We start from the raw sequence: 21,372 nt of genomic DNA on the forward strand, positions 1-21,372 counted from the left end.
CACAATACGCGGCCTTCGCGATCGAATATGAGACCTGGGAGCGGATTCGCAAGCGTGATGGAGTATTCCAGCGACAACGAGGTGAATGCGGCGTTGAGCCGGGCGCGCGCGTCGGTCGATGCCGCCTGCTCGCGCGATCGCGGCCCGCTGCTGGGCCTGTGGTCGCGCTGGCGGCGCACGCCTGGCGACCCGGCCGCGCGCGATGCGTTCAGCAGCCGGCTGCAGGCCTCGGTCGCGCGGCGCGAGGCGCGCGCGCAGCGGCTGCCACGGGCGACGGTCGATCCAGTGCTGCCGATCGCCGGCAAGGCCGAAGAGATCGTCGCACTGATCCAGGCGCACCAGGTCGTCGTGGTCGCCGGCGAGACCGGCTCGGGCAAGACCACCCAATTGCCCAAGCTGTGCCTGGCGGCCGGGCGCGGGGCGGCGGGCATGATCGGCTGTACCCAGCCCCGGCGCATTGCCGCGCGCACCGTCGCCCGGCGCGTGGCCGAGGAGTTGCAGGTACCGATCGGCGGCGCGGTGGGCTACCAGGTCCGCTTCAACGACAACATCGGCCCGGACACCGCGGTCAAGTTCATGACCGACGGCATACTGCTGGCGGAAATCGCCTCGGATCGCTGGTTGTCGGCCTACGACACCCTGATCGTCGACGAGGCGCACGAACGCAGCCTCAACATCGACTTCCTGCTCGGCTACCTCAAGCAGTTGCTGGCCCGGCGACCGGACCTGAAGTTGATCGTCACCTCGGCGACCATCGACACCGCGCGCTTCTCCGCCCATTTCGGCGACGCGCCGGTCGTCGACGTCGAAGGCCGCGGCTATCCCGTCGAAGTCCGCTACCGCCCGCTCGGCGAAGAACCGGGGTCAGTGTCGAATGTCGCAGCAACTGCAAACGGCGCGGCGCGCGGACAGGGAAAAATCGACGCTGATCCCGGTGTTTCCGTGCTCGACGGCATTCTTGCGGCCTGCGACGAGATCATGGGCGAGCGTGGGACCGGCGACACGCTGATCTTTCTGCCGGGCGAGCGCGAGATCCGCGATGCGCACCAGGCGCTCGAGCGCCGCAAGTATCGACACACCGAGATCCTGCCGCTGTATGCGCGCTTGTCGGCGCGCGACCAGGATCGGGTGTTCAACCCGGGTCCGCTGCGCCGTATCGTGCTGGCGACCAACGTCGCCGAAACCTCACTGACGGTGCCGCGGATCCACTACGTGGTCGATCCGGGGCTGGCGCGCGTCAAGCGCTACAGTCCGCGGCAGAAGCTCGACCGCCTGCACATCGAGCCGATCAGCCAGGCCAGCGCCGATCAGCGCAAGGGCCGCTGCGGACGCATCGCGCCGGGCGTGTGCTACCGCCTGTTCTCCGAGGCGGATTTCGACTCGCGGCCGCGCTTTACCGATCCGGAGATCCGACGCGCGGCGCTTGCCGGCGTGATCCTGCGCATGCTGTCGCTGGGCCTGGGCGGGGAGGGCGAGCCGCGCGCGCGGCGCGGCCGGCGGGGCAGCGATGCGCCGCAACCGGCTGCGGATCCGATCGCCGATTTCCCGTTCGTCGAGCCGCCCGATCCGCGCGCGGTCGCCGACGGCTGGCAGCAGCTGACCGAGCTGGGCGCGATCGACGACGGTCGCCGACTGACGGCGCACGGCCGCACGATGGCGCGGTTGCCGATCGACGCGAAGCTCGCGCGCATGCTGGTCGCGGCGAACCAGCACGGCTGCCTGCACGAGATGCTCGCGATTACATCGTTTTTGGGCATCCAGGACCCGCGCGAGCGACCGGCCGACCAGCGCGCCGCGGCCGACGCCGCGCATGCGACCTTCGCCGACCCGCGCTCGGAGTTCGTCGGCATCGTCCGGCTCTGGGACGCGTACCGGCAGGCGCATGAGGACCTGACCCAGTCGCAACTGCGCAAATGGTGCGAGCGGCATTTCCTTGGCTTTTTGCGGATGCGCGAGTGGCGTGAACTGCATCGGCAGCTCAAGTTGCAGTGCGAGGATCTGGGCTGGTCGGTGGACGCGTCTGTCGTCTCCTATGCGGCGGCCGGGGATGAGACCGAGAACGCGCGGGCGCGCGGGCAGGCGGCCATGCGCGCGCACGTGGCCTTGCATCGCGCACTGCTCGCCGGACTGCCCACGCAGATCGGCCATCGCGCCGATCCGGCCGGCGGGGGGCGCCATTCGGGACAGTACGAAGGGCCGCGCGGACGTCGGTTCCAGTTGTTTCCCGGCTCGCCGCTGGCGAAGAAGCCGCCACCGTGGGTGCTGTCGGCGACGCTGCTCGACACCGAGAAGGTCTGGGCACTGACCAATGCAGGAATCGAACCGGACTGGGTGATCGCCGAGCTCGATCACCTGCTCTCGCGTCGTCATCACGACCCGCGCTGGTCGCGCGCGCAAGGGCGGGTGATCGGCAGCGAGCAGATTGCCTTGTTCGGCCTGGTGCTCGCGCCCAAAAAGCCGGTGGACTACGGACGGCTGTATCCCGACCAGGCGCGCGCGCTGTTCCTGCGCGATGGCTTGGCGACTGGCGAGATCGATCTGCGCGCGGGGTTTCTCGAACGCAACCTGCGCACGCTGGCCCGCGCGCGTGAGGAGGAAGCCAAGCTGCGGCGCAGCGGACTGGTCGTCGACGAGGATTGGATGGCGCAGTGGTACGCGCAGCGCATTCCGTCCGACGTACGCTCGGCCCAGGCGCTGGACGCCTGGTATCGCAAGGCGCCGGAGGCGGCCAAACGCGCACTCGAGTGGAGCCGCGACGACCTGTTGGTCGCAGACGGCGTCGATGCCGATCTGTTTCCGGCGTTCATTGCGCTCGGCGACGCGCGGCTGACGGTGTCGTATCGGTTCGAGCCCGGCGCGCCCGACGACGGCATGACCGTGTCGGTGCCGCTGCACCTGCTCAATGCGATCGACCCGGCCCGGTTGTCGTGGCTGGCGCCGGGGTTCGTCGAGGACAAGGCGGCGGCGCTGATCCGCAGCCTGCCCAAGGCGCTGCGTCGCAACTTCGTGCCGGCGCCCGATTTCGCGCGTGCGTTCGCCCAGGCCTGGCGCGAGGGCGATGCGGATACGTTCGCCGGCACGCTGGCGCGCTTTTTGAAGAAGCTCGGCGGTGTGGAGATCGCGGCCACGGACTTCGACGAAACCGCGCTCGAGCCGCACCTGCGGGCGAACCTGCGCCTGGTCGATGTCGGCCGCGACCGCAAGGCGCGCACCGTGCTGGCCGAATCGCGCGACCTGGAAGCGCTGCGCGCGCGTTTCGGTGCGCAGGCGGCGCGTGCATTCGCCGCCCATGCCGCCGATGGGCTGCAGCAACGCGGCTTGACGGTATTCCCGGACACACCGGTGCCGGTGTCGATTGCCGGCGCCGGCGGGTTGCCGGCGTACCCCGCGCTGCAGGACGACGGCGAAAGCGTGTCGTTGGCCGTCCATGCCGATCCGGCGCAGGCGCGGCGCCTGCACCCGCAGGGTGTGCGCCGCCTGCTGCGCATCGCGCTCGTCGAGCGCGTGCGCCAGGCACGCAAGCAGTTGCCGGTGGCCCCGAAGACCGCGTTGCTGTATGCGGCCATCGAATCGGCGGCGCCACGTGCGGCCGACCGGCCGGGCGACCGGCTGCGCGAGGACTTGGTCGAGGGCGCGCTTGCCGCATTGCTCGACGCCGGTCTGGAGACGATTCGCGACGCCGAGGAGTTTGCCGCGCATCGCGACACCATCGGCAAGGCCCTGTTCGGCGAGGCGATGGCGCGGCTGCAGCGCGCCGAGACGATCCTCGATCTCGTAGCCGAGATCCGCGGGCGATTGGATTCGAAGCTGATGGGCTGGGCGCGGGCGAATCTCGACGATATGCAGGCGCAGCTCGCGGCGCTGGTGCCGCCCGGTTTCCTGCGCGACGTGCCGGCGGCCGCATTGGCCGAGTATCCGCGCTGGCTGCGCGCCCTGTCGTTGCGCGCAGAACGGGCCTTGCGCGACCCCCAGCGCGATCAGCAGCGCATGCTCGACGTCAAACCGTTCGTCGACGCACTGCTCGACGCCGGTGCCCGCGGTCTGGCCGACGACGCGCAATGGCAAGCATTGCGCTGGGAGATCGAGGAACTGCGCGTCTCGCTGTTCGCGCAGGAGCTCGGCGCCAAGGGTGGGGTGTCGGCGAAGAAGCTGGCAAGCCGGGTCGCGGTATTGCGCGCGGCCTGATATCACTTCCATCGAATGCCCGACGGCGGCTCACGTCCTGGGTCGCTTGTGTGTCGCGGCAGGGCAGGACCTTCGCGACGTGTCCCATTGTTAGACTGCGGTCGCGGCCTCGGCGGACTTGCCGCCTCCGGACGAGCCGTGCCGGATCGAAGGAAGTGCGGCAATGCGCTGTAGTCACTTTCAAGGAGGATCACGATGAAGACATCAGTTCGCTGGATTTCGACCGTCTGTGCCGTGATGTGTTTGGGGGCGATGGGAACTGCCATCGCGGCGCCGGCCACCCGTTGCACGGCTGAGAACGATGGTGCCACCGAGTACGTGCCCAATCGCAACGGTGGCGCAATCTACGAATGCGTCGATGGCAGATGGTGGAGAATCGCTGTCTGCAACCAGAGCGGGCAGTGCACCTACCTTTGACGATGGAGACGGTCGCTCCACGCGATGGAGCGGCCGTTTCGCGCGCGCAGTAGCTGGCGTCTTACACGCCTTCGTGGGACGCGTTGCTCCGGACTTCGGCCGTGCAGCGCATGCCTGCTGACGAGGGCTACAGGGTCGCGATGGCGTGCGTGTCGCGCATCCACCAGTCGCGATGAGCGCGCAAGCGTCCGTCCAGGGCGTCGCGGAGTGGTTGGGCGATGAGGTCGCGCACGTGGTTGCGCAGGTCGGCGTCCGGGCGCAGCCGTCGATCCATGTAGCCGGCCTGCCAGATCGACCCCGCGCCTCGCGCATGCCCGCGGATCGCACGGGCGGTCTGCGACTTGAACGTCTGCACGACCTGTCCGAGCATCGGGACGCGCAGTTCGAACAGCCAGTGCACCCGGTCGGGCATCAAGACCCAGGCTTCGGAACGTAGCCACCCCTGCCGCTCGCAGGTCTCGATCTCATGGCGCGCGATCCGTGCGTAGAGCGGATCGCGCAGCCAGGGCACGCGGCCGTAGGTGACCGCGGTGACCACGTAGTGCGTGCCTTGTGTGGAGCGCGGAAGCGGTTGGGGGCGAGGACTGGGCATGCCGACAGCGTGCCTCGCACGCCGTGGCACGCGAATCGGGCATCCCCCGCGCAGCGCTTAGGAAAATGCCGCGTGGCGAGGGCGGGAACTTCCCGGTCACTGCACGCAGGCGAACGCGGAGCACTGGCTGTGCCGCGCTCGAGCTCGCAGTGGCGTCGCAGACGGCCGTGTGCGCTCGCGGGTCCGGTCAAGCGCCGCGCGCTGCGCACGGCGCCGCCGGGCGCGGCGTGCTCAGCGGACGCGTTCGACCTTGGCCTGGGTGTTGTAGCCGTCCACTTTCAGCCACCAGGCGCCGAGCATGCCCGGGCGGATGCGCACGCCGATGTCGGTGCCGCGGGCGCCCGAGAGGGTCGCGCCGTCGATCTGGCGCCAGACCTGCCCATTGGCGAGCGTGTACTGCCGGCCGCTGGCAAAGCCCTGGAACGCGCCGACGATCGTGCTCTCGATGGGCTCACGTGCCGGCGCAGGCGCGGGCAGCCCGGTCGCGGCGGAGGCGGCCTCGCGGCGGCCCTCCTCGCGTGCCTGCGCGATCCGCGCTTCGACATCGGTCCCCGCTTCCATCGTTGCGGTTGCGGCCGGCGCCTCGGCCTGACGGGCCAGCCACGCATTGAGCCGATCGAGCTCGGCATCATCGAGCTTGCCCAGCCCGGCGGCACGGAATTCCGCGGCGCTCATCCGGTCCTCGATCCGGGGCTGCTGCGCGAATGCGGGCAGAGTGGCCGCCAGCGCGGTGGCGATCAGGACGCAGTGGAATGCACGCATGCTCTGTTCCTCGGACGGGGTCGCGGGCTAGTGTAGACGGTCCTGCGACCGTCCCGAACACCTCATGTCCGAGCCTGCCGGCCCACTGCCGGATCGCCTGCTGGCACTGCCTTCCACGGCAGCGCTCGGGCCTGCCCTGCGCGCGGCCTTGCAGGAGGCGGCCGCCGCGGCCGACGGCGTGGCCGAGCTCGATGAGAGCGTGCTGCAGGACACGCTGGCGTCGCTGGCGCTGCTGGGCGCCGATGGCGATGTGGTCGCCGCGGCGATCGCCGATGCGGTGCCGGTCTGGCGCGCGCCGATGCGCGCGCGCGTGCCCGCGCTGGTGCCGCTGCTCGACGGTCTGCGCGCCGCGCATCAGGTTTGGTCGCTGCATGCCGAGCATGTCGGCAGCGGCAACCCGGAGGGCCTGCGCCGGTTGCTGCTGGCGCTGGTGCGCGATCTGCGCGTGGTGCTGGTGCTGCTGGCCCGGCAACTGGCACAGATGCGTGCGGCGGTGCGCGCCGACGAGCCGACCCGGCGTGCGCTGGCCCTGCTCACGCGCGACATCCATGCGCCGCTCGCCAATCGCTTGGGCATCTGGCAACTGAAGTGGGAGCTCGAGGACCTGGCGTTTCGCTATCTGCAGCCCGAGATCTATCGCCGCATCGCCGGCCTGCTCGATGACAAGCGCGCCGGCCGCGAACGCTACATCGAACAGGTGCGCACGCAACTGGGCGAAGCGCTCGCTGCGCAGGACGTGCGCGCCGACGTTGCCGGGCGGCCCAAGCACATCTACAGCATCTGGCGGAAGATGCAGAAAAAGCAGGTGCCGATCGGCGAACTCTATGACCTGCGCGCGGTGCGCGTGCTGGTCGACGACGTGCCGGCCTGCTATGCGGCGCTGGGCGTGGTGCACGCGCTGTGGACACCGATCCCCAGCGAGTTCGACGACTACATCGCCCGGCCCAAGAACAACGATTACCGCTCGCTGCACACCGCAGTCGTCGGGCCGGAAGGCAAGACGCTGGAGGTGCAGATCCGCACGCGCGAGATGCACGAGGCGTCCGAACTGGGCGTGGCCGCCCACTGGCGCTACAAGGAGACCGGCGGCTCGCAGCGCGCGCCGGCCGGCAGCGCCGCGCTCGAACGCCGGATCGAGTGGATGCGGCGGCTGCTCGAATCGCATACCGACGGCGGACGGGCCGAAGGCCTGGTCGATGCGTTCGATACCGAACTGGTCGAGGACCGGGTCTTCGTGCTGACGCCCAAGGGCGAGATCATCGATCTGCCGCAGGGCGCGACGCCGCTCGATTTCGCCTATCACGTGCACACGATGGTCGGGCACCGCTGCCGTGGCGCCAAGGTCGACGGCCGCATCGTGCCGCTCGATACCGTGCTGCGGACCGGCGAGCGCGTCGAAATCCTGACCGCCAAGCTGCCGTCGCCGCGGCGCGACTGGCTGGTCGCGGCCAATGGCTTTCTCGCCAGCCCGCGCTCGCGCGAGAAGGTGCGCAACTGGTTCCACAAGCTCGATCGCGAGCGCAACGTCCAGGCCGGCCGCGAACTGCTGGAGCGCGATCTGCGCCGCTTGGGTCTGCTGCAGGCCGATCTGGCGCCGGTGCTGTCGCGCTTCAACGCGAGCAGCGTGGACGATCTCTACGTGTCGGTCGCGCTCGGTGATGTGGGGCCGAACCAGATCGGCCGGGCGCTGCTGGAGATCGAGCGCGAACGTCACGCGCCCGCGCAGGACGATGCGCCGACGTTGCCGCTGCGCCGGCCGCGCCGCGCGCCCAAGGCGGCCGATTCGAGCTTCCGCGTGGTCGGGGTGGACAACCTGCTGGTGCAGGTCGCCCGTTGCTGTCGTCCGGTTCCGGGCGAACCGATCGCCGGCTATCTCACCCGCGCGCGCGGCGTGAGCGTGCATCGTCGCGACTGCCCGTCGTTCCTGCGCTTGTCGACAGGCCAGCCGCAGCGGGTACTGCCGGTCGAGTGGGGCGAGCAGGGCGGCGGCCACGAGTCGGATGTCGTCGTCGAGGCCGTCGATCGCCGGCACCTGCTCAAGGACCTGAGCAACCTGATCGCCCAGGAGGATGTGCACGTGCTGGCGATCCAGAGCGAACACCACCGGCTCTCGCGCGTGCAGTTGCGGCTGCGCCTGCGGGTTTCCGATTACGGCCAGCTGGCGCGGCTGCTGGGCAAGCTCGACAGCGTGCCGGGGGTGGAGCTGGCGCGGCGGGCGTGAACGATCGCGACATCGGTGTTCAGCTCGATCTCGCATACTGCGCGGCGTGAACGGCGACGATCTCTCCAACGGACCTGCGCCCGCCCGGCGCCTGGCTGCCCGCCCGTGGCGGTCGCTCGCGGCCGACGCGCCATGGTGGCGCCGCTGGCCGGGGGGCTTGCTGGCGGCGTGCATCGGCCTGGCGCTGTTGGTGTTCGGCGTGCGCGTCCTCGTCGTCGACCGGCTGTGGCCCGAGACGCGGGTGCAGGCGCTGCTCGACGATGCCGCCCAGGCGATCGCGGAGGGGCGCCTGGATGCCGGCGACGGCAGCGGCGCGCGGCAGCTGTTCGAGGCCGCGCAGGCGCTCGACCCCGACGATGTGCGGCCGCGCGCGGGGCTGTCGCAGGTCGCCGATGCGGCGCTCGTCCAGGCCCGCGCCGCCGTCGAGGCGCGGCGCTTCGATGCCGCCCGGCGCGCGCTCAAGCTGGCCCAGGAATTGTCCGCCCCGCGCGATGCGATCGAGGCCCTGGACGCCCGGCTGCGCGCGCTCGAGGCCGGTGGCACGGCGCCCGAGGTGCTGTTGCGCCAGGCCCAGGCAGCGCAGGCCCAGGGGTGGCTCGATGCCGGTCCCGATGCGGCGCTGCCGCTGTATGCGCGGGTGCTCGCGATCGAGCCCGGCAACGGCGATGCGTTGCGTGGGCGCGACGAGTCGCTGGCCGCGCTGCTCGAGCGGGCACGCGCGCGGCTGCGCGACGGCGATCTGAGCGGCGCGGCGGCGCTGGTCGCCACGGTGCGCGATTACGATCCCGGCCACGTCGACCTGCCCGACACTCAGGCACGTCTGACCGAGGAACTCGATGCATTGCGCCGGCGTGCGGCGACGCATCTGGCCGACGGGCGCATCGAACGTGCCGTCGCCGAATGGCGGATTCTGCTCGCCTTCGATGCCGAGGACGCCACTGCGCAGCGCGGGCTGCTCGATGCAGGCGCCGCGTATGCGCAGCGCGCCGAGCGCTATGCCCGCGACTTCAACTTCGCCGATGCCGATGCGCAGCTGCGCGAGGCGCAGGCGCTGGCGCCCGACAGCGAGGTGGTGCGCGCGGCCGCGCTGCGGATCGAGCGCTCGCGCGCGGTGCATGCCGACCGCGGCACCCAATTGCCGCCCCAGGAACGCCGACGCCGGGTTGCGGCGCTGCTGCAGCAGGCGGCCGCCGCGCAGGCGCGCGGCGATTTGATGTCGCCGCCGGGCGACAGCGCCTACGACCATGTCCGCGCCGCTCGCTTGCTCGCGCCCGACGATCCGGCGGTCACCCGCGCCTCGGCGCGATTGCTGCCCGGCGCCCGCCAGTGTTTCGACGCCGGCCTGCGCGCCAACAACCTTGCGCGCGCGCATGCCTGTCTCGACGCCCGGGTCGCGCTGGGCGAAGGCGAGCCTGCGGCGCGCGATGCGCGGCGGCGGCTGGCCCAGCGCTGGCTGGCGATCGGCGACGAACGTCTGGGGGCGGGCAATCTCGCCGGCGCGCAGGCCGCGTTGTCGGCAGCGCGCAGGATCGACCCGGGCGTGCCGGGTCACGCCGAGTTCGCGCAGCGGCTGCGCACCGCCTCGCTCAACAACGGCTGATCAGGGCTGCGCGCGGTCGACGGCGCCGTCGATGAACACCGTCTGGACGGTCCGGCGCGCGGCGTCGAGGGAGAAATGCCGGCGGACATTGTCCAGGCCGTGCTCCGCGAGCCGGGCCCACAGCGCTTCGTCCTCGTACAGGCGCACGACCGCGTTGGCGAACGCGTCGGCCTGGTCGGCCAGCAACACGTCGTGCCCGTCATGCAGTTGCATGCCTTCGGCCGCGCAGGTCGTGGCGACCACCGGCTGGCCATGGGCCATGCTCAGATTCACCTTGCCCTTGACGCCGGCCCCGAAGCGCAACGGCGCAACCGCGATGCGGCAGCCGTCCATGTAGGGCGTGATGTCCGGCACGTGGCCGTGGATGACCACGCCGTCCACCCGGGCCAGCGCGGCAATGGCGTCGTCGACGTGGTCGCCGATGCAGTGGAAGCGGACCTGCGGCAGGCGTGCGCGGATCGCCGGAAAGATCGCGCCGACGAACCATTTCACCGCATCGACGTTCGGCGGATGGCGGAAGCCGCCGACGAAGACCAGATCGTGCCGCTGCGCGAACGGTCGCCCGGGCCCGGCGACCTCGTGCAGGTTCGACAACAGCGCCACCCGGGCCTGGGGCGCGTCGCGGGCCAGCAGGGCGACCTCGCTCGGGCTCACGACCAGGGTCGTGTCGCAGCGGCGGACGACGTCCAGTTCCTGCGCCCGCGTGCGTTCGGCGGCGCGGCGCAGCGCGGGATCGCCCGAGACCTCGGCGCCGCGCAGTTCGCGCAGGTAATGCAGGTCGATGGTGTCGAAGATCACCTGCGCCTGCGGCGCATGCCGGCGCACCAGCGGCAGGAACTCGTGCGCGATGTAGTGGCGACACAGCATCACCCGCGAGAACCGGCCGCCGTGCGTGCGTAGCCACTGCGCGGCACTCTTGGCATAGGGCGCGTACCAGACTTCGACCCCGATTGCCTGCAGCGCCTGCGTGGCCGCACCCAGGTGACGGCGGTCGGCCGGCAGGAACACCACGTGCATGCCCGCCTCGCGGAGCAGCCGCATCAGATTGACCAATCGCAACGAGGCCGAGTCGCGGTCGGGCATCGGGGTCACGCTGTCGATGATCAGCACCTGGGGCACGCCGGCGCGCGGTAACTGACCGGCCGCCACCGGATCGGCGGGCCGCTGCGCCAGCACCTGCGCCCAGCGCGCGGCGAACACCGGCTGGTTGCGCGCCTGCGCCGCCTTCATGCCCTGCGACAGGTCGGTGCCTGCACTCACGCCCTCCAGGTGCACCACGCAGGCTTCGGGCTGCACGAGCACGCGCAGTCCGGCGTCGTGAACCCGTAGCGCGAGATCCGCATCCTCGTAGTAGGCCGGCGCATAGCGGCTGTCGAAGCCGCCCAGGCGTTCGAACAGCGCGCGCGGCAGCATCAGCGCCGCCCCTGACACATAGTCGACATCGGCGCAGTAGCGCAGTTGCGGATGCAGCGGGTCGGCAAACCGACCGCGGTTCTCACCGCGGCCGTCGCGCACGAGCATCGTGCCCGCTTCCTGCAGGCGGCCGTCGGGATAGACCAACTGCGCGCCAACGATGCCGACATCGGGGTCACGCGCGAAGGTCGCCAGCATCGCGTCCAGCCAACCGGGCTGGGGCACGGTGTCGTTGTTGAGGAACAGCAGATGGCCCCCGCGCGCCAGCGCCGCGCCCGCGTTGCAGGCGCCGATGAACCCTGCGTTTGCCGGCATGGTGTGCAGGCGCAGGCCGCCGATGCGGGCCAGGGTCGCCGCGCTGTCGTCGGGGCTGGCATCGTCGACGACGATGATCTCGAGCGAGGCCCGTGGCGGGTGCGCGGCGATCGCGCGCAAGCAGGCCAGGGTCTGCGGCAGGTGGCCATAGACCGGGACCACGATCGACACCGCGGGTGCGTCGTGGCACGGAACGTCGAACGGCGCGAACGCGCTCAGGTCGGCGGCGAGCAGGGTCTGCCGCGCGCGCGGTGCGAACACGCCGAACTGCGCGCCGACCCGCTGCCACGTTGCGCGCAGCCCGCGCATGCGCAGGCTTGCGAGTCCGCGGCGGAACAGGCCGAGCGCCCGGACGAGCCGAAAGCGCGCATCGGCCAGGGAAAACGACATGCGTCGGAACTCCAGCTGACTGGTCGGGAGGCCGCCCGATCCCGCCCGAAGGCGCTGGGATAGACTGCCGGGCGCTATTGTGTCACCCACATCGACCCGCTGCCGCGGGTGCAGGACATCCATGGCCCGGATCGATTACGAAGACGACGACGATCTCGACGATGACGGCGCAGCGCCGTCGACCTGGCACCGCCGCCTCCTGAGCTGGATGCTGGCGCTGATCGGCCTGGGACTCGGTTTCCTGATTCCCTACACGCTGTACCTCAATCATCAGGTCGGCGAGCGGTTCGGCGCCTTGCGCTGGCAGATGCCCACGCGCGTCTATGCCCGGCCGCTGCATCTGGCACAGGGCGTGGCGATGAATGCCGCGACGCTGAAGACCGAACTGGCCGCGGCCGGCTACCGCGAAGGTGACGGGGTCAAGCCCGGGACCTACGCCACCGAGGGGGCACGCTGGACGATCGCAAGCCGCGGCTATCGCGATGTCGACGGCGTCGTCGCGCCTGCGCGCGTGCAGGTGTCGCTGTCGGGCGGCCGCATCACGCGGCTGCGCGATGGCGAGGGCGGTGCGATCGAGGCCGCGCGGCTGGACCCGGCGCGCATCGCCACCCTGTACGGACAGCAGCAGGAGGAGCGCCGCCTGGTCCGCGTGCAGGAGGTGCCGCAGTTGCTGACCGACACGCTGCAGGCGGTCGAGGACAAGGACTTCGCGCACCACCACGGCATCGACCTGAGCGGCATGGCGCGTGCGGCGCTGGTGAACCTGCGCGCCGGCGAAGCGCGGCAGGGCGCGAGTACCCTGACCCAGCAGCTCGCGCGCAGCGGTTTGCTGGGCATCGGCCGCGAGCAGACCTACACCCGCAAGTTCAACGAGATCCTCTACGCACTGCTGATCGAGGCGCGCTACGACAAGGGCGCGATCCTGGAGGCCTATCTCAACCAGGTCTACCTCGGCCAGCGCGGCGCGCAGGCGATCCACGGCGTCGCCGCCGGCGCCGAGTTCTGGTTCGGGCGCCGGATCGACGATCTCGAGCCCGAACAGGTCGCGTTGTTGGTTGGCATCATCCGCGGCCCGTCCTACTACGATCCGCGCCGCCAGCCCGAACGTGCGCAGGTGCGTCGCGACTTCGTGCTGGGCAAGATGCGCGAGAGCGGGCTCATCGATCAGGCCACCTACGACCGGGCACTGACCCGCCCGCTGGGGGTGACCGACACGCCGGGCAACATCGCCGCCAATCGCTTCCCCGCCTACGTCGACCTGATCCGCCGCCAGCTGGCCAACGACTATCCGGCCGGCGCATTGCAGGGCGCCGGGCTGTCGGTCATGAGCGCCATGGTGCCGTCCGCCCAGGCCTACGCCGAGGGCGCGACCGTGCGCACGCTCAAGGATCTGGGCACGCGCGGACGCCCGGAACTGCAGGCCGGCCTGGTCGTCACCGACGTGCATACCGGCGAGGTCATCGCTGCGGTCGGCAGCCGGGTGCCGAGCGAGCACGGCTTCAATCGTGCGTTCGAAGCCCACCGCCCAGTCGGATCGCTGCTCAAGCCGTTCGTCTATCTGATCGCGCTCAGCAACCCGACCCGCTATTCGCTGGCCAGTTGGGTCGACGACTCGCCGGTGACGGTCACGCTCGAGAACGGCAAGCGCTGGTCGCCCGGCAATGCCGACGGCCGCAGTCACGGCACGGTGCGGCTGATCGACGCATTGGCCAACTCGTACAACCAGTCCACGGTGCGCGTGGGCATGGATGTCGGCCCGCGCGCGCTGGCCGATGTGGTGCACATGCTCACCGGCATCCGCGCCGAGGCCAATCCGGCATTGATCCTCGGCGCGATGGACCAGAGCCCCTATGCAATGGCCCAGCTCTACCAGTTCCTGGCATCGGGTGGTGAAGTGCAGACGCTGCGCACCGTGCGCGGCGTCATCGACGAGCAGGGGCGTGTGGTCAACCGCTACGACATCCAGCCCAACCCCGCGCAGCAGAGCGACGCGCTGTCGGCGCGCGTGGTCACGATCGCACTGCAGCACGCGGTGACCTCGGGCACCGCGCGGCGGCTGGTCAACGACGGCCTCGGCCGGCTCAACGCCGCCGGCAAGACCGGCACCAGCAACGACGGACGCGACAGCTGGTTCGCCGGCTGGACCGGCGACCATCTGGGCGTGGTGTGGGTCGGCAATGACCAGAACGCGCAGACCGGGCTGGTCGGGGCGACTGGCGCGATGCGGGTGTGGTCGGGGCTGTTCTCGCGGCTGCCCAGTGCGCCGCTCGACGTGGGCAGCGAGGGCCTGGAGTGGCAGTGGGTGGCGCAATCCACCGCGACCGATGCCGACTGTCCGGGCGCACGCCGGTTCGCGTTCGTCGCCGGCTACGCGCCGCCGTACCAGTCCTGCCGCGGCTACGAACAGGACGGCCAGCCGACCTACATCGACCAGGACGGCAACCCGGTCGACGCCAATGGCGCGCCGATCGAGACCGAACGGCGCGGCTGGCGCGAGTGGTTCGGCTTCGGCCGCCGCGATCGCGACGAGGCACCGCCCGCGCCGACGCAACCGCAATCACCGCCGCAACCCGCGGCTCAGCCGCCCACCGAGGAACTCCCCCGATGACCGCCTTCCTGTTGCGTGGTGCCTGCTGCGCTGCCGTGCTCGCACTGGCTGCGTGCACCACGCCGCCTGCATCCGCCCCGGCCGCAGCGCCGGCGAACACTGTCGCGCCGCAGACGATGGTCGCGGCGATCCGCGCCGCCAGCGGCGACGGTGACGGTGAGCTGGCGGTGCAGCCCTTGCGTGATCCGATGGTCGAGGATCTGCGCGAGCACGCGGTCGCACTCGAAGGCCAGGGCGATGTGGCCGGCGCTGCGGCCGCGCTCGATCAGGCACTGGAGATCGTGCACGACGACCCCGCACTGCTGCAGGAGCGCGCCGAGCTTGCGATCCTGCAAGGCGAGTTCGCGCGGGCGGCCGAGCTGGCCGAGCGTGCGCACGCGATCGGCAGCCAGGTCGGCCCGCTGTGTCGCCGGCACTGGATCACGCTCGAGCAGGTCCGGCTCGCCTCGGGCGATGCTAGCGGCGCGACCGCGGCCCGCACGCAGGCCGACGGCTGCCGCGTCGCCGGCCCGCAGCGCTACTGATTCGGGACTGCGACGTCGGGGTGTCGGCAGCGGACGCCAACGGCCTGGCTGCACGCAGCCGCGAGGCGCTGGTCGAAGGCGGGCCGCTGGCCGCGCACATTCCGGCTTTCCGCCCGCGCGCGGCGCAGCAAGCGTTGGCGATGGCGGTCGGTGACGCCATCGAGCAACGCGCCACGCTGCTGGCCGAAGCCGGCACGGGCACCGGCAAGACCTTTGCTTACCTGGTGCCGGCACTGCTTTCGGGGCTCAAGACGATCGTCTCGACCGGAACGCGCGCGCTGCAGGACCAGCTTTATCATCGCGACCTGCCGCGCGTGCGCGACGCGCTCGGCAGTGGCCTGCGCAGTGCGCTGCTCAAGGGGCGCGCGAACTACCTGTGCCTGTATCGGCTGGAGCAGGCGCGTGGCGCGCCGCGGCTGGCGACGCGCGATCAGATCCATCAATTCCAGCGCATCGTCGCCTGGGCCGGGCGGACGCGGCTGGGCGATGTCGCCGAACTCGACGGCCTGCCCGAGGACACGCCGCTGCTGCCGATGGTCACCTCCACCGTCGACAACTGCCTGGGCAACGACTGCCCGTTCTGGAGCGAGTGCTTCGTGGTCCAGGCGCGCCAGCGCGCGCAGGCCGCGGACGTGGTCGTCGTCAACCACCACCTGCTGCTCGCCGATCTGGCGCTCAAGCAGGAGGGATTCGGCGAAATCCTGCCCGGTGCCCAGGCCTTCATCGTTGATGAGGCGCACCAGTTGCCTGAGTTGGCCGCGCAGTTCTTCGGCGAAGGCCTGAGTGCGCGGCCGCTGGTCGAACTGGCCCGCGACGCCGTGGCCGAGTGCCGCGACGTGCCGGGCGCGCTGCCGGTGCTGCAGTTGCCTGCGCAGGCGCTCGACGGCGCGGCGCGGGGACTGCGGATGGCGATGGACGGCCTGCCGGCCCGCGGCACCCGCTACCGGGCGCTGTACCAGCCGGCGGTCGAGGATGCATTGCATGCGCTCGACGAGGCCCTGGTGCACCTGCGCGATGTGCTGGCACCCCTGCGCGAGGCCTCGCCCGGGCTCGACGCCTGCCATGCCCGCGCCGCGCTGTGCCTGACCCGGCTGCGGCGCTGGAACGACGGCGCCGCGTCGGCTGCGATGTTCGACGATGCCCAGGCCACTGACGAGTCCGAAGCCGAAGCGAGCCCCGCCGAGCACCCCGGCGACGACAGCGTGCTGTGGTACGAGCTGACGCCGCGCGGCTTTCGCCTGCAGCGCACGCCGCTGGACGTGTCGGCCCCGCTGCGTGCGCATCGCGAGGTGTCGCAGGCGGCCTGGGTGTTCACGTCGGCGACGCTGGCGGTCGACGGCAGCTTCGAACACATCGCCAAGCGGCTGGGGCTCGACGCACCGCAGACGCTGCTTGCGCCGAGTCCGTTCGACTGGGCGCACCAGGCGCTGTGCTATCTGCCGCCGCGGTTGCCCACACCGGCCGCGCCCGGCTACACCGCCGCGGTGGTCGACGCGCTGCTGCCCGTGCTGCATGCCTCGGGCGGGCGCGCGTTCGTGCTGTTCTCCTCGCACCGCGCGCTGCGCGAGACCGCGGTGCTGTTGCGTGCATCCACGCGCTGTCCCTGGCCGCTGTTCGTGCAGGGCGAGGCGCCACGGCACGTGCTGCTGCAGCGCTTTCGTGAGTCTGGCAACGGCGTGCTGCTGGGCGCGGCGAGTTTCCGTGAAGGCGTCGATGTCGCCGGCGATGCATTGAGCGTGGTGGTCATCGACAAGCTGCCGTTCGCCGCGCCCGACGACCCGGTGTTCGAGGCGCGGCTCGATGCGATCCGCCGGGCCGGCGGCAATCCGTTCCGCGATGAGCAATTGCCGCAGGCCGTCATTGCCCTCAAGCAGGGCGTGGGCCGGCTGATCCGCACCGAGGCCGATCGCGGCGTGCTGGTGCTGTGCGATCCGCGTTTGCTCGGACGCGGTTACGGCGCGCTGTTCCTGGACTCGCTGCCGCCGCTGCCGCGCACGCGCGAGATCGCCGATGTGGAGGCGTTCTTCGCCGCGCCAGCTGCGACAATCCTCGCCGGCGAGACCGACGCCGCCCTCCCGCATCCCGAGTCCCAGCCGTCATGAAACTACTCGCGTTCGAAACCGCCACCGAGGCCTGCTCCGTCGCGCTCTGGGACGACGGCCGCGTGCTCCACCGCAGCGAGATCGCGCCGCGGCGCCATGCCGAGCTGGCGCTGCCGTGGGCCGAGGCCTTGCTGGCGGAGGCCGGGATCGCGCGTAGACAGCTCGACGCGGTCGCGGTCAGTCGGGGGCCGGGCGCGTTCACCGGCGTGCGCCTGGGTATCGCGCTGGTGCAGGGCGTGGCGCTGGCGCTCGATCGCCCGGTCGTCGCCGTCTCGACGCTGGCCGTGCTCGCAATGCGTGCCGGCGTGGGCGAGGGCGCACACGTGCTTGCGGCGATCGATGCGCGCATGGGCGAGGTGTACCGCGCCGCATTCGCAATGCGGGCCGACGGACCGGAGGCGATGTCCGACGAGCGTGTCGGTGCCCCCGACACGGTCGAACTGCCGGGGACGGGCGCGGCCTGGTCTGGCGTCGGCACTGGCTTCGGTGTCGCCGACGGCGTGCTGGCGGCGCGTCTGGGAGCCTCGCCAGCGCGGATCGACGCGACCGCGTTGCCGCAGGCCGCCGATCTTGCCGCCCTGGCGGCGGCTGCGTTCGCCCGCGGCGAGGCGGTCGCACCGGAGCGGGTCGAACCGGCCTACCTGCGCAACGATGTCGCACTGACGCTGGCCGAGCAGCAGGCGCGCCGCGCGGCGCGCTGAGCGGAACCCAAGGACGTCTGTGACTGTCCTATCCTGAGCCCACCCCCTATGCGGAAGCCGACCATGTCTTCGCCGTCTCCTGCAGGTGCTCGCCCATCAGCCACGATGCGCCCTGACCGGCGCGTGCGCGGCTGGCTGCGTCGCGAGGGACTGCCGCTGATTGTCCTGCTCGGTCTGTTGTTGATCGCGCGCTCGTCGCTGGCCAATCACTATCACGTGCCCAGCGGCTCGATGACGCCGACGCTACAGCCGGGCGACCGCGTGGTCGTCGACATGCGCGCCTACGGCCTGCGGGTGCCCTTCACCGAATGGATCCTGTGGCCGGGCGACCACCCAGCGCGCGGGGACGTGGTCGTGTTCCGCTCGCCGGCCGATGGCATCCGGCTCATCAAACGGGTCGTCGCCACCGGTGGCGACCGGGTCGATCTCATCGATGGCCATCTGTCGATCAACGGGGTCGCGCTCGCGCCGGTGGCCGGTGCGCCCGAGGATTTCGGCACGCGCCAGGCCGTGCTCGATCTGGCGGACGGCGGGGGGGCGGACATCCATGGACTGCGGGTGCCGGCAGGGCATGTGCTGGTGCTCGGTGACCATCGCGGCGCGAGCCTCGACGGCCGTTGGTTCGGCGTGGTGCCCAGCGACGCGATCTACGGTCAGGCCCGCGGCGTGTTCTGGCGTCGGGGCGAAGGCCCGGGCTGGAGCCCGCTGTGACGACGACCACCCGCGGACAGATCCGCTTCGACGATGGTGCACGCTACGAACGCTACATGGGCATCTGGAGTCGGCTTGCCGGCGACCGGTTCCTCGATTGGCTGGCGCCTCCGCCGGGCCTGGACTGGCTCGATGTGGGCTGCGGCAACGGCGCGTTCACCCAAGCGCTGATCGCACGCTGCGCCCCGGCGCGGGTGTATGGGATCGACCCGTCCGCCGCGCAGTTGGCGCACGCGCGGACGCGGCTGGACGTCGATGCCGCGCATCTGCTGGTCGGCGACGCGATGGCGTTGCCCTTTCCGGCGGCCAGCGTCGACGCGCTGGTCATGCCGCTGGTGATCTTCTTCGTGCCCGAGCCGGCGCGCGGCGTGGCCGAGATGGCGCGGGTCGGACGTCCCGGTGCGCTGGTCTCGGCCTATGCCTGGGACATGCCCGGCGGCGGCTTTCCTTATCACGCGCTGCAGGCGCGGCTTCGCGCCCAGGGCGTCGCGGTGCCCGCGCCGCCGTCACCGGAGGCCTCGCGCCTGGACGTGCTGCAGGCATTGTGGGCCGGCGCCGGCCTGTGCGAGGTGCGGACCCATTCGATCGAGGTGCGGCGTACCTTCGCCGACTTCGACGATTACTGGCAGACCGTGCTGGGGGCCCCCAGCGTCGGCCCGCAACTGGCCCGGTTGCGGCCGGACGAGGCCGCACAGTTCGCCGCCGAGGTTCGCGCTGAACTTCCGCTCGATCCCGCGAACGGCACGATCACGCTCGGCGCGCGGGCCCATGCCGTTGCCGGCCGGGTGCCTGCCGGGGCGTGACCGCTGCGGGTGACTGCGCCCAGCCGCATCCTGCGGTGTCGGGCGGCCTCGCGATGCGCGTCGGCAGACCTGGACTCGGCAATGCGCGGTATGGGCTCAGTCGTCCACCAGGGCGCCGCCGGGCAGGAAATTCCAGCTGCGGGTGACGTGCAGAATGTCGATCTGCTCGTCGGTCGGCGGCAACGGCGGGTAGGGCTCGGCGAGTCGAGCGATCCGCAGCGCGGCGTCGTCGAGCAGGGGCACGCCGCTGCTGCGGATGACGTCGGCACGCTCCACCGAACCGTCGCGGCGGATCGCCACGCTGATGACCAGGCGCCCGGCCAGACCCCGTCGGCGGGCCTCGTCGGGGTAGTTCAGATTGCCCACGCGCTCCACCCGGTCCACCCATTGCCGCAGGTACGTGGCATAGACGTACTCCTGGGTGCTGGCGGACACGAACTTGCGCTTGGGCCTGCGCGCGTAGCGCTCCGAGCGCAGATGGATCTCCGCGGCCAGGCGCGCCATCTCCAGGTCGCGTTCGACCCGTTCGGGGCCGGGCGGCAGCGTGCGGCGTTCGGCCTGGGGCGTGGGATCGGGACTTTCCACGTGGGTCTGACCGCGTGCGCTGGCGACGACGCGTTCGCGCGGCGTCGGTCGGGTGTCGGGCGATTGCGCGTGCAGCGGGCGTGGCGCGACGCCGGCCTCGGGTTGCGGCAGCAAGCCCGGCCGCGGCTCGCGCGGCCGCAGGCTGCGCGTGTCCTCGCCGCCGCCCTGGTGGCTGGCCTGGGCGAGGAAATCGGCCTGGGCCTGGGTCAGCGGGCTCGTGGTCTCGGTCAGGATCACGTCCAGCGTCGGCACCACCGGCGCGGCGTCTTCGGTCGAAAAGCCAATGCCCAGCACCAGCAACCCGTGCACCAGCAGCGACAACGCCAGCGTCGCGTCCAGGCGCGCGTCGTCGCCGATCCGCGGCGGCGACGCGGCGGTCACGGCCTGGCGTCGCCGGCGCTAGCGATGCGCATCCGGGGCGATCCGGGACCGGTCCGGTGTCATCCGCGCTCGATCGCGTCGAACAGCTGCCCGGCGATGTTCAGACCGAACTGCGCATCGAGCTCGCGCACGCAGGTCGGACTGGTGACGTTGACCTCGGTCAGCCAGTCGCCGATCACGTCCAGGCCGACGAAGCGCATGCCGCGCGCGGCGAGCGTCGGGCCGACCTGGGCGGCGATCCAGCGGTCGCGCTCGCTCAGCGGCCGGCCCTCGCCGCGACCCCCGGCGGCCAGGTTGCCGCGGAACTCGTCGCCCTGCGGGATCCGTGCCAGACAGTAGTCCACCGGCATGCCGTCGATCAGCAGGATGCGCTTGTCGCCGTCGACGATCTCCGGCAGGTAGCGCTGCGCCATCGCCAGCCGGCGGCCGCCATCGGTCAGGGTCTCGAGAATCACGTTGAGGTTCGGGTCGCCGGCCGCGGCGCGGAAGATCGAGCGTCCACCCATGCCGTCGAGCGGCTTGAGCACCGCCTGGCCGTGCTCGGCGACGAAGGCCTTGAGGGCGGCCGCGTTGCGGGCGACCCGCGTCGGCGGGCAACACTGCGGGAACGCGAGCGCGCCAAGCTTCTCGTTCATGTCGCGCAGGCCCTGTGGATCGTTGACGATCTGCGCGCCCTGGCGCTGGGCGACGCTGAGGATCTGGGTGTCGTTGATGAATTCCGGATCGACCGGCGGATCCTTGCGCATCAGCACCACGTCGCCCTCGCCGAAGCGATGCATCGACGGCGTGCCAAGGCTGAACCAGTCGGCGGGATCGTCGCGCACGGTCAACGGCGCCAGCGTGGCCACGGCCTGGCCGCCGTCCATGCCCAGGGCGCCGGGCAGCACGTACTGCAGGCGGTGGCCGCGCCGCTGCGCCTCGAGCAGCATCGCGAACGTCGTGTCCTTGGCGATCCGGATCGACCCGATCGGGTCCATCACCACGACGACGTTGAGCGACATGCCGGCATCCAGACAGAGGGGAAGTCGGCATGTTAGCAGGGCTGTTTTCGGCGCACCGGGC

General features: G+C 71.3%; 15 protein-coding genes. 10 read left to right on the forward strand and 5 right to left on the reverse strand.

Going from position 1 to position 21,372, the window contains the following annotated elements:
* Window positions 1–57 precede the first annotated feature (57 nt).
* Both hrpA and WAF18_RS05005 read left to right on the forward strand, forming a co-directional pair.
* Window positions 58–4,185 (forward strand): ATP-dependent RNA helicase HrpA, encoded by a 4,128-nt coding sequence (gene hrpA / locus WAF18_RS05000; RefSeq protein ID WP_337244154.1) that lies wholly within the window; start codon window positions 58–60, stop codon window positions 4,183–4,185.
* A gap of 195 nt (window positions 4,186–4,380) precedes the next feature.
* On the forward strand, window positions 4,381–4,602 hold the full coding sequence (locus WAF18_RS05005; protein ID WP_337244155.1) for a hypothetical protein: 222 nt from the start codon (window positions 4,381–4,383) through the stop codon (window positions 4,600–4,602).
* A 127-nt stretch (window positions 4,603–4,729) separates the two neighbouring features.
* Here WAF18_RS05005 and WAF18_RS05010 read toward each other — a convergent pair whose 3' ends face one another.
* Together WAF18_RS05010 and WAF18_RS05015 are read right to left on the reverse strand one after the other, a co-directional pair.
* Complete coding sequence (locus WAF18_RS05010) at window positions 4,730–5,194, reverse strand: transposase (protein ID WP_337244156.1); 465 nt, start codon at window positions 5,192–5,194, stop codon at window positions 4,730–4,732.
* A 231-nt stretch (window positions 5,195–5,425) separates the two neighbouring features.
* The gene (locus WAF18_RS05015; protein WP_337244157.1) at window positions 5,426–5,956 is read right to left on the reverse strand and encodes a hypothetical protein; all 531 of its coding nucleotides are present in this window, start codon (window positions 5,954–5,956) and stop codon (window positions 5,426–5,428) included.
* Between the two features lie 64 nt (window positions 5,957–6,020).
* Here WAF18_RS05015 and WAF18_RS05020 point away from each other — a divergent pair, with 64 nt between their 5' ends.
* Window positions 6,021–8,177, forward strand: coding sequence for a bifunctional (p)ppGpp synthetase/guanosine-3',5'-bis(diphosphate) 3'-pyrophosphohydrolase (locus WAF18_RS05020; protein ID WP_337244158.1), 2,157 nt, complete (start codon window positions 6,021–6,023; stop codon window positions 8,175–8,177).
* A 46-nt stretch (window positions 8,178–8,223) separates the two neighbouring features.
* Entirely contained in the window at window positions 8,224–9,777 is a 1,554-nt protein-coding gene (locus tag WAF18_RS05025; RefSeq protein ID WP_337244159.1) for a hypothetical protein, read from the forward strand.
* Here the strand turns inward: WAF18_RS05025 and WAF18_RS05030 are convergent, their stop codons facing one another.
* On the reverse strand, window positions 9,778–11,895 hold the full coding sequence (locus tag WAF18_RS05030; protein ID WP_337244160.1) for a glycosyltransferase: 2,118 nt from the start codon (window positions 11,893–11,895) through the stop codon (window positions 9,778–9,780).
* Window positions 11,896–12,016: 121 nt separating this feature from the next.
* Here WAF18_RS05030 and mrcB point away from each other — a divergent pair, with 121 nt between their 5' ends.
* From mrcB to WAF18_RS05060, 6 genes are all read left to right on the forward strand, one after another.
* Entirely contained in the window at window positions 12,017–14,503 is a 2,487-nt protein-coding gene (mrcB, locus tag WAF18_RS05035) for a penicillin-binding protein 1B (RefSeq protein WP_337244161.1), read from the forward strand.
* Entirely contained in the window at window positions 14,500–15,027 is a 528-nt protein-coding gene (locus tag WAF18_RS05040) for a hypothetical protein (RefSeq protein ID WP_337244162.1), read from the forward strand. The genes mrcB and WAF18_RS05040 overlap by 4 nt, the downstream gene beginning before the upstream one ends.
* 20 nt (window positions 15,028–15,047) lie before the next feature.
* Entirely contained in the window at window positions 15,048–17,129 is a 2,082-nt protein-coding gene (locus WAF18_RS05045) for an ATP-dependent DNA helicase (protein ID WP_337244163.1), read from the forward strand.
* Complete coding sequence (tsaB, locus tag WAF18_RS05050) at window positions 17,126–17,830, forward strand: tRNA (adenosine(37)-N6)-threonylcarbamoyltransferase complex dimerization subunit type 1 TsaB (protein ID WP_337244164.1); 705 nt, start codon at window positions 17,126–17,128, stop codon at window positions 17,828–17,830. The genes WAF18_RS05045 and tsaB overlap by 4 nt, the downstream gene beginning before the upstream one ends.
* 105 nt (window positions 17,831–17,935) lie before the next feature.
* The gene (gene lepB / locus WAF18_RS05055) at window positions 17,936–18,541 is read left to right on the forward strand and encodes a signal peptidase I (protein ID WP_337244165.1); all 606 of its coding nucleotides are present in this window, start codon (window positions 17,936–17,938) and stop codon (window positions 18,539–18,541) included.
* A complete protein-coding gene (locus tag WAF18_RS05060; RefSeq protein WP_337244166.1) occupies window positions 18,538–19,344 on the forward strand; it encodes a class I SAM-dependent methyltransferase in 807 nt (268 codons plus the stop codon). Before lepB ends, WAF18_RS05060 begins: the two co-directional genes overlap by 4 nt.
* Window positions 19,345–19,440: 96 nt before the next feature.
* On the opposite strand, the gene WAF18_RS05065 is transcribed toward WAF18_RS05060, so the two are convergent.
* Together WAF18_RS05065 and gshB are read right to left on the reverse strand one after the other, a co-directional pair.
* Window positions 19,441–20,310: an energy transducer TonB gene (locus WAF18_RS05065; RefSeq protein WP_337244167.1), complete on the reverse strand. Its 870-nt coding sequence runs from the start codon at window positions 20,308–20,310 to the stop codon at window positions 19,441–19,443.
* A gap of 59 nt (window positions 20,311–20,369) precedes the next feature.
* Window positions 20,370–21,311, reverse strand: coding sequence for a glutathione synthase (gshB, locus tag WAF18_RS05070; protein WP_337244168.1), 942 nt, complete (start codon window positions 21,309–21,311; stop codon window positions 20,370–20,372).
* Window positions 21,312–21,372 lie beyond the last annotated feature (61 nt).

Origin of the sequence: Luteimonas sp. gir, from assembly GCF_037198055.1 — a bacterium.
GTDB lineage: Bacteria > Pseudomonadota > Gammaproteobacteria > Xanthomonadales > Xanthomonadaceae > Luteimonas > Luteimonas citri_A.

Coding starts and splice junctions, on each gene's coding strand:
- gshB (WP_337244168.1), bottom strand. CDS start 21,311: ATGTCGCTCAACGTCGTCGTGGTGATGGACCCGATCGGGTCGATCCGG.
- WAF18_RS05005 (WP_337244155.1), top strand. CDS start 4,381: ATGAAGACATCAGTTCGCTGGATTTCGACCGTCTGTGCCGTGATGTGT.
- WAF18_RS05020 (WP_337244158.1), top strand. CDS start 6,021: ATGTCCGAGCCTGCCGGCCCACTGCCGGATCGCCTGCTGGCACTGCCT.
- WAF18_RS05040 (WP_337244162.1), top strand. CDS start 14,500: ATGACCGCCTTCCTGTTGCGTGGTGCCTGCTGCGCTGCCGTGCTCGCA.
- tsaB (WP_337244164.1), top strand. CDS start 17,126: ATGAAACTACTCGCGTTCGAAACCGCCACCGAGGCCTGCTCCGTCGCG.
- lepB (WP_337244165.1), top strand. CDS start 17,936: ATGCGCCCTGACCGGCGCGTGCGCGGCTGGCTGCGTCGCGAGGGACTG.
- mrcB (WP_337244161.1), top strand. CDS start 12,017: ATGGCCCGGATCGATTACGAAGACGACGACGATCTCGACGATGACGGC.
- hrpA (WP_337244154.1), top strand. CDS start 58: ATGGAGTATTCCAGCGACAACGAGGTGAATGCGGCGTTGAGCCGGGCG.
- WAF18_RS05010 (WP_337244156.1), bottom strand. CDS start 5,194: ATGCCCAGTCCTCGCCCCCAACCGCTTCCGCGCTCCACACAAGGCACG.
- WAF18_RS05015 (WP_337244157.1), bottom strand. CDS start 5,956: ATGCGTGCATTCCACTGCGTCCTGATCGCCACCGCGCTGGCGGCCACT.
- WAF18_RS05030 (WP_337244160.1), bottom strand. CDS start 11,895: ATGTCGTTTTCCCTGGCCGATGCGCGCTTTCGGCTCGTCCGGGCGCTC.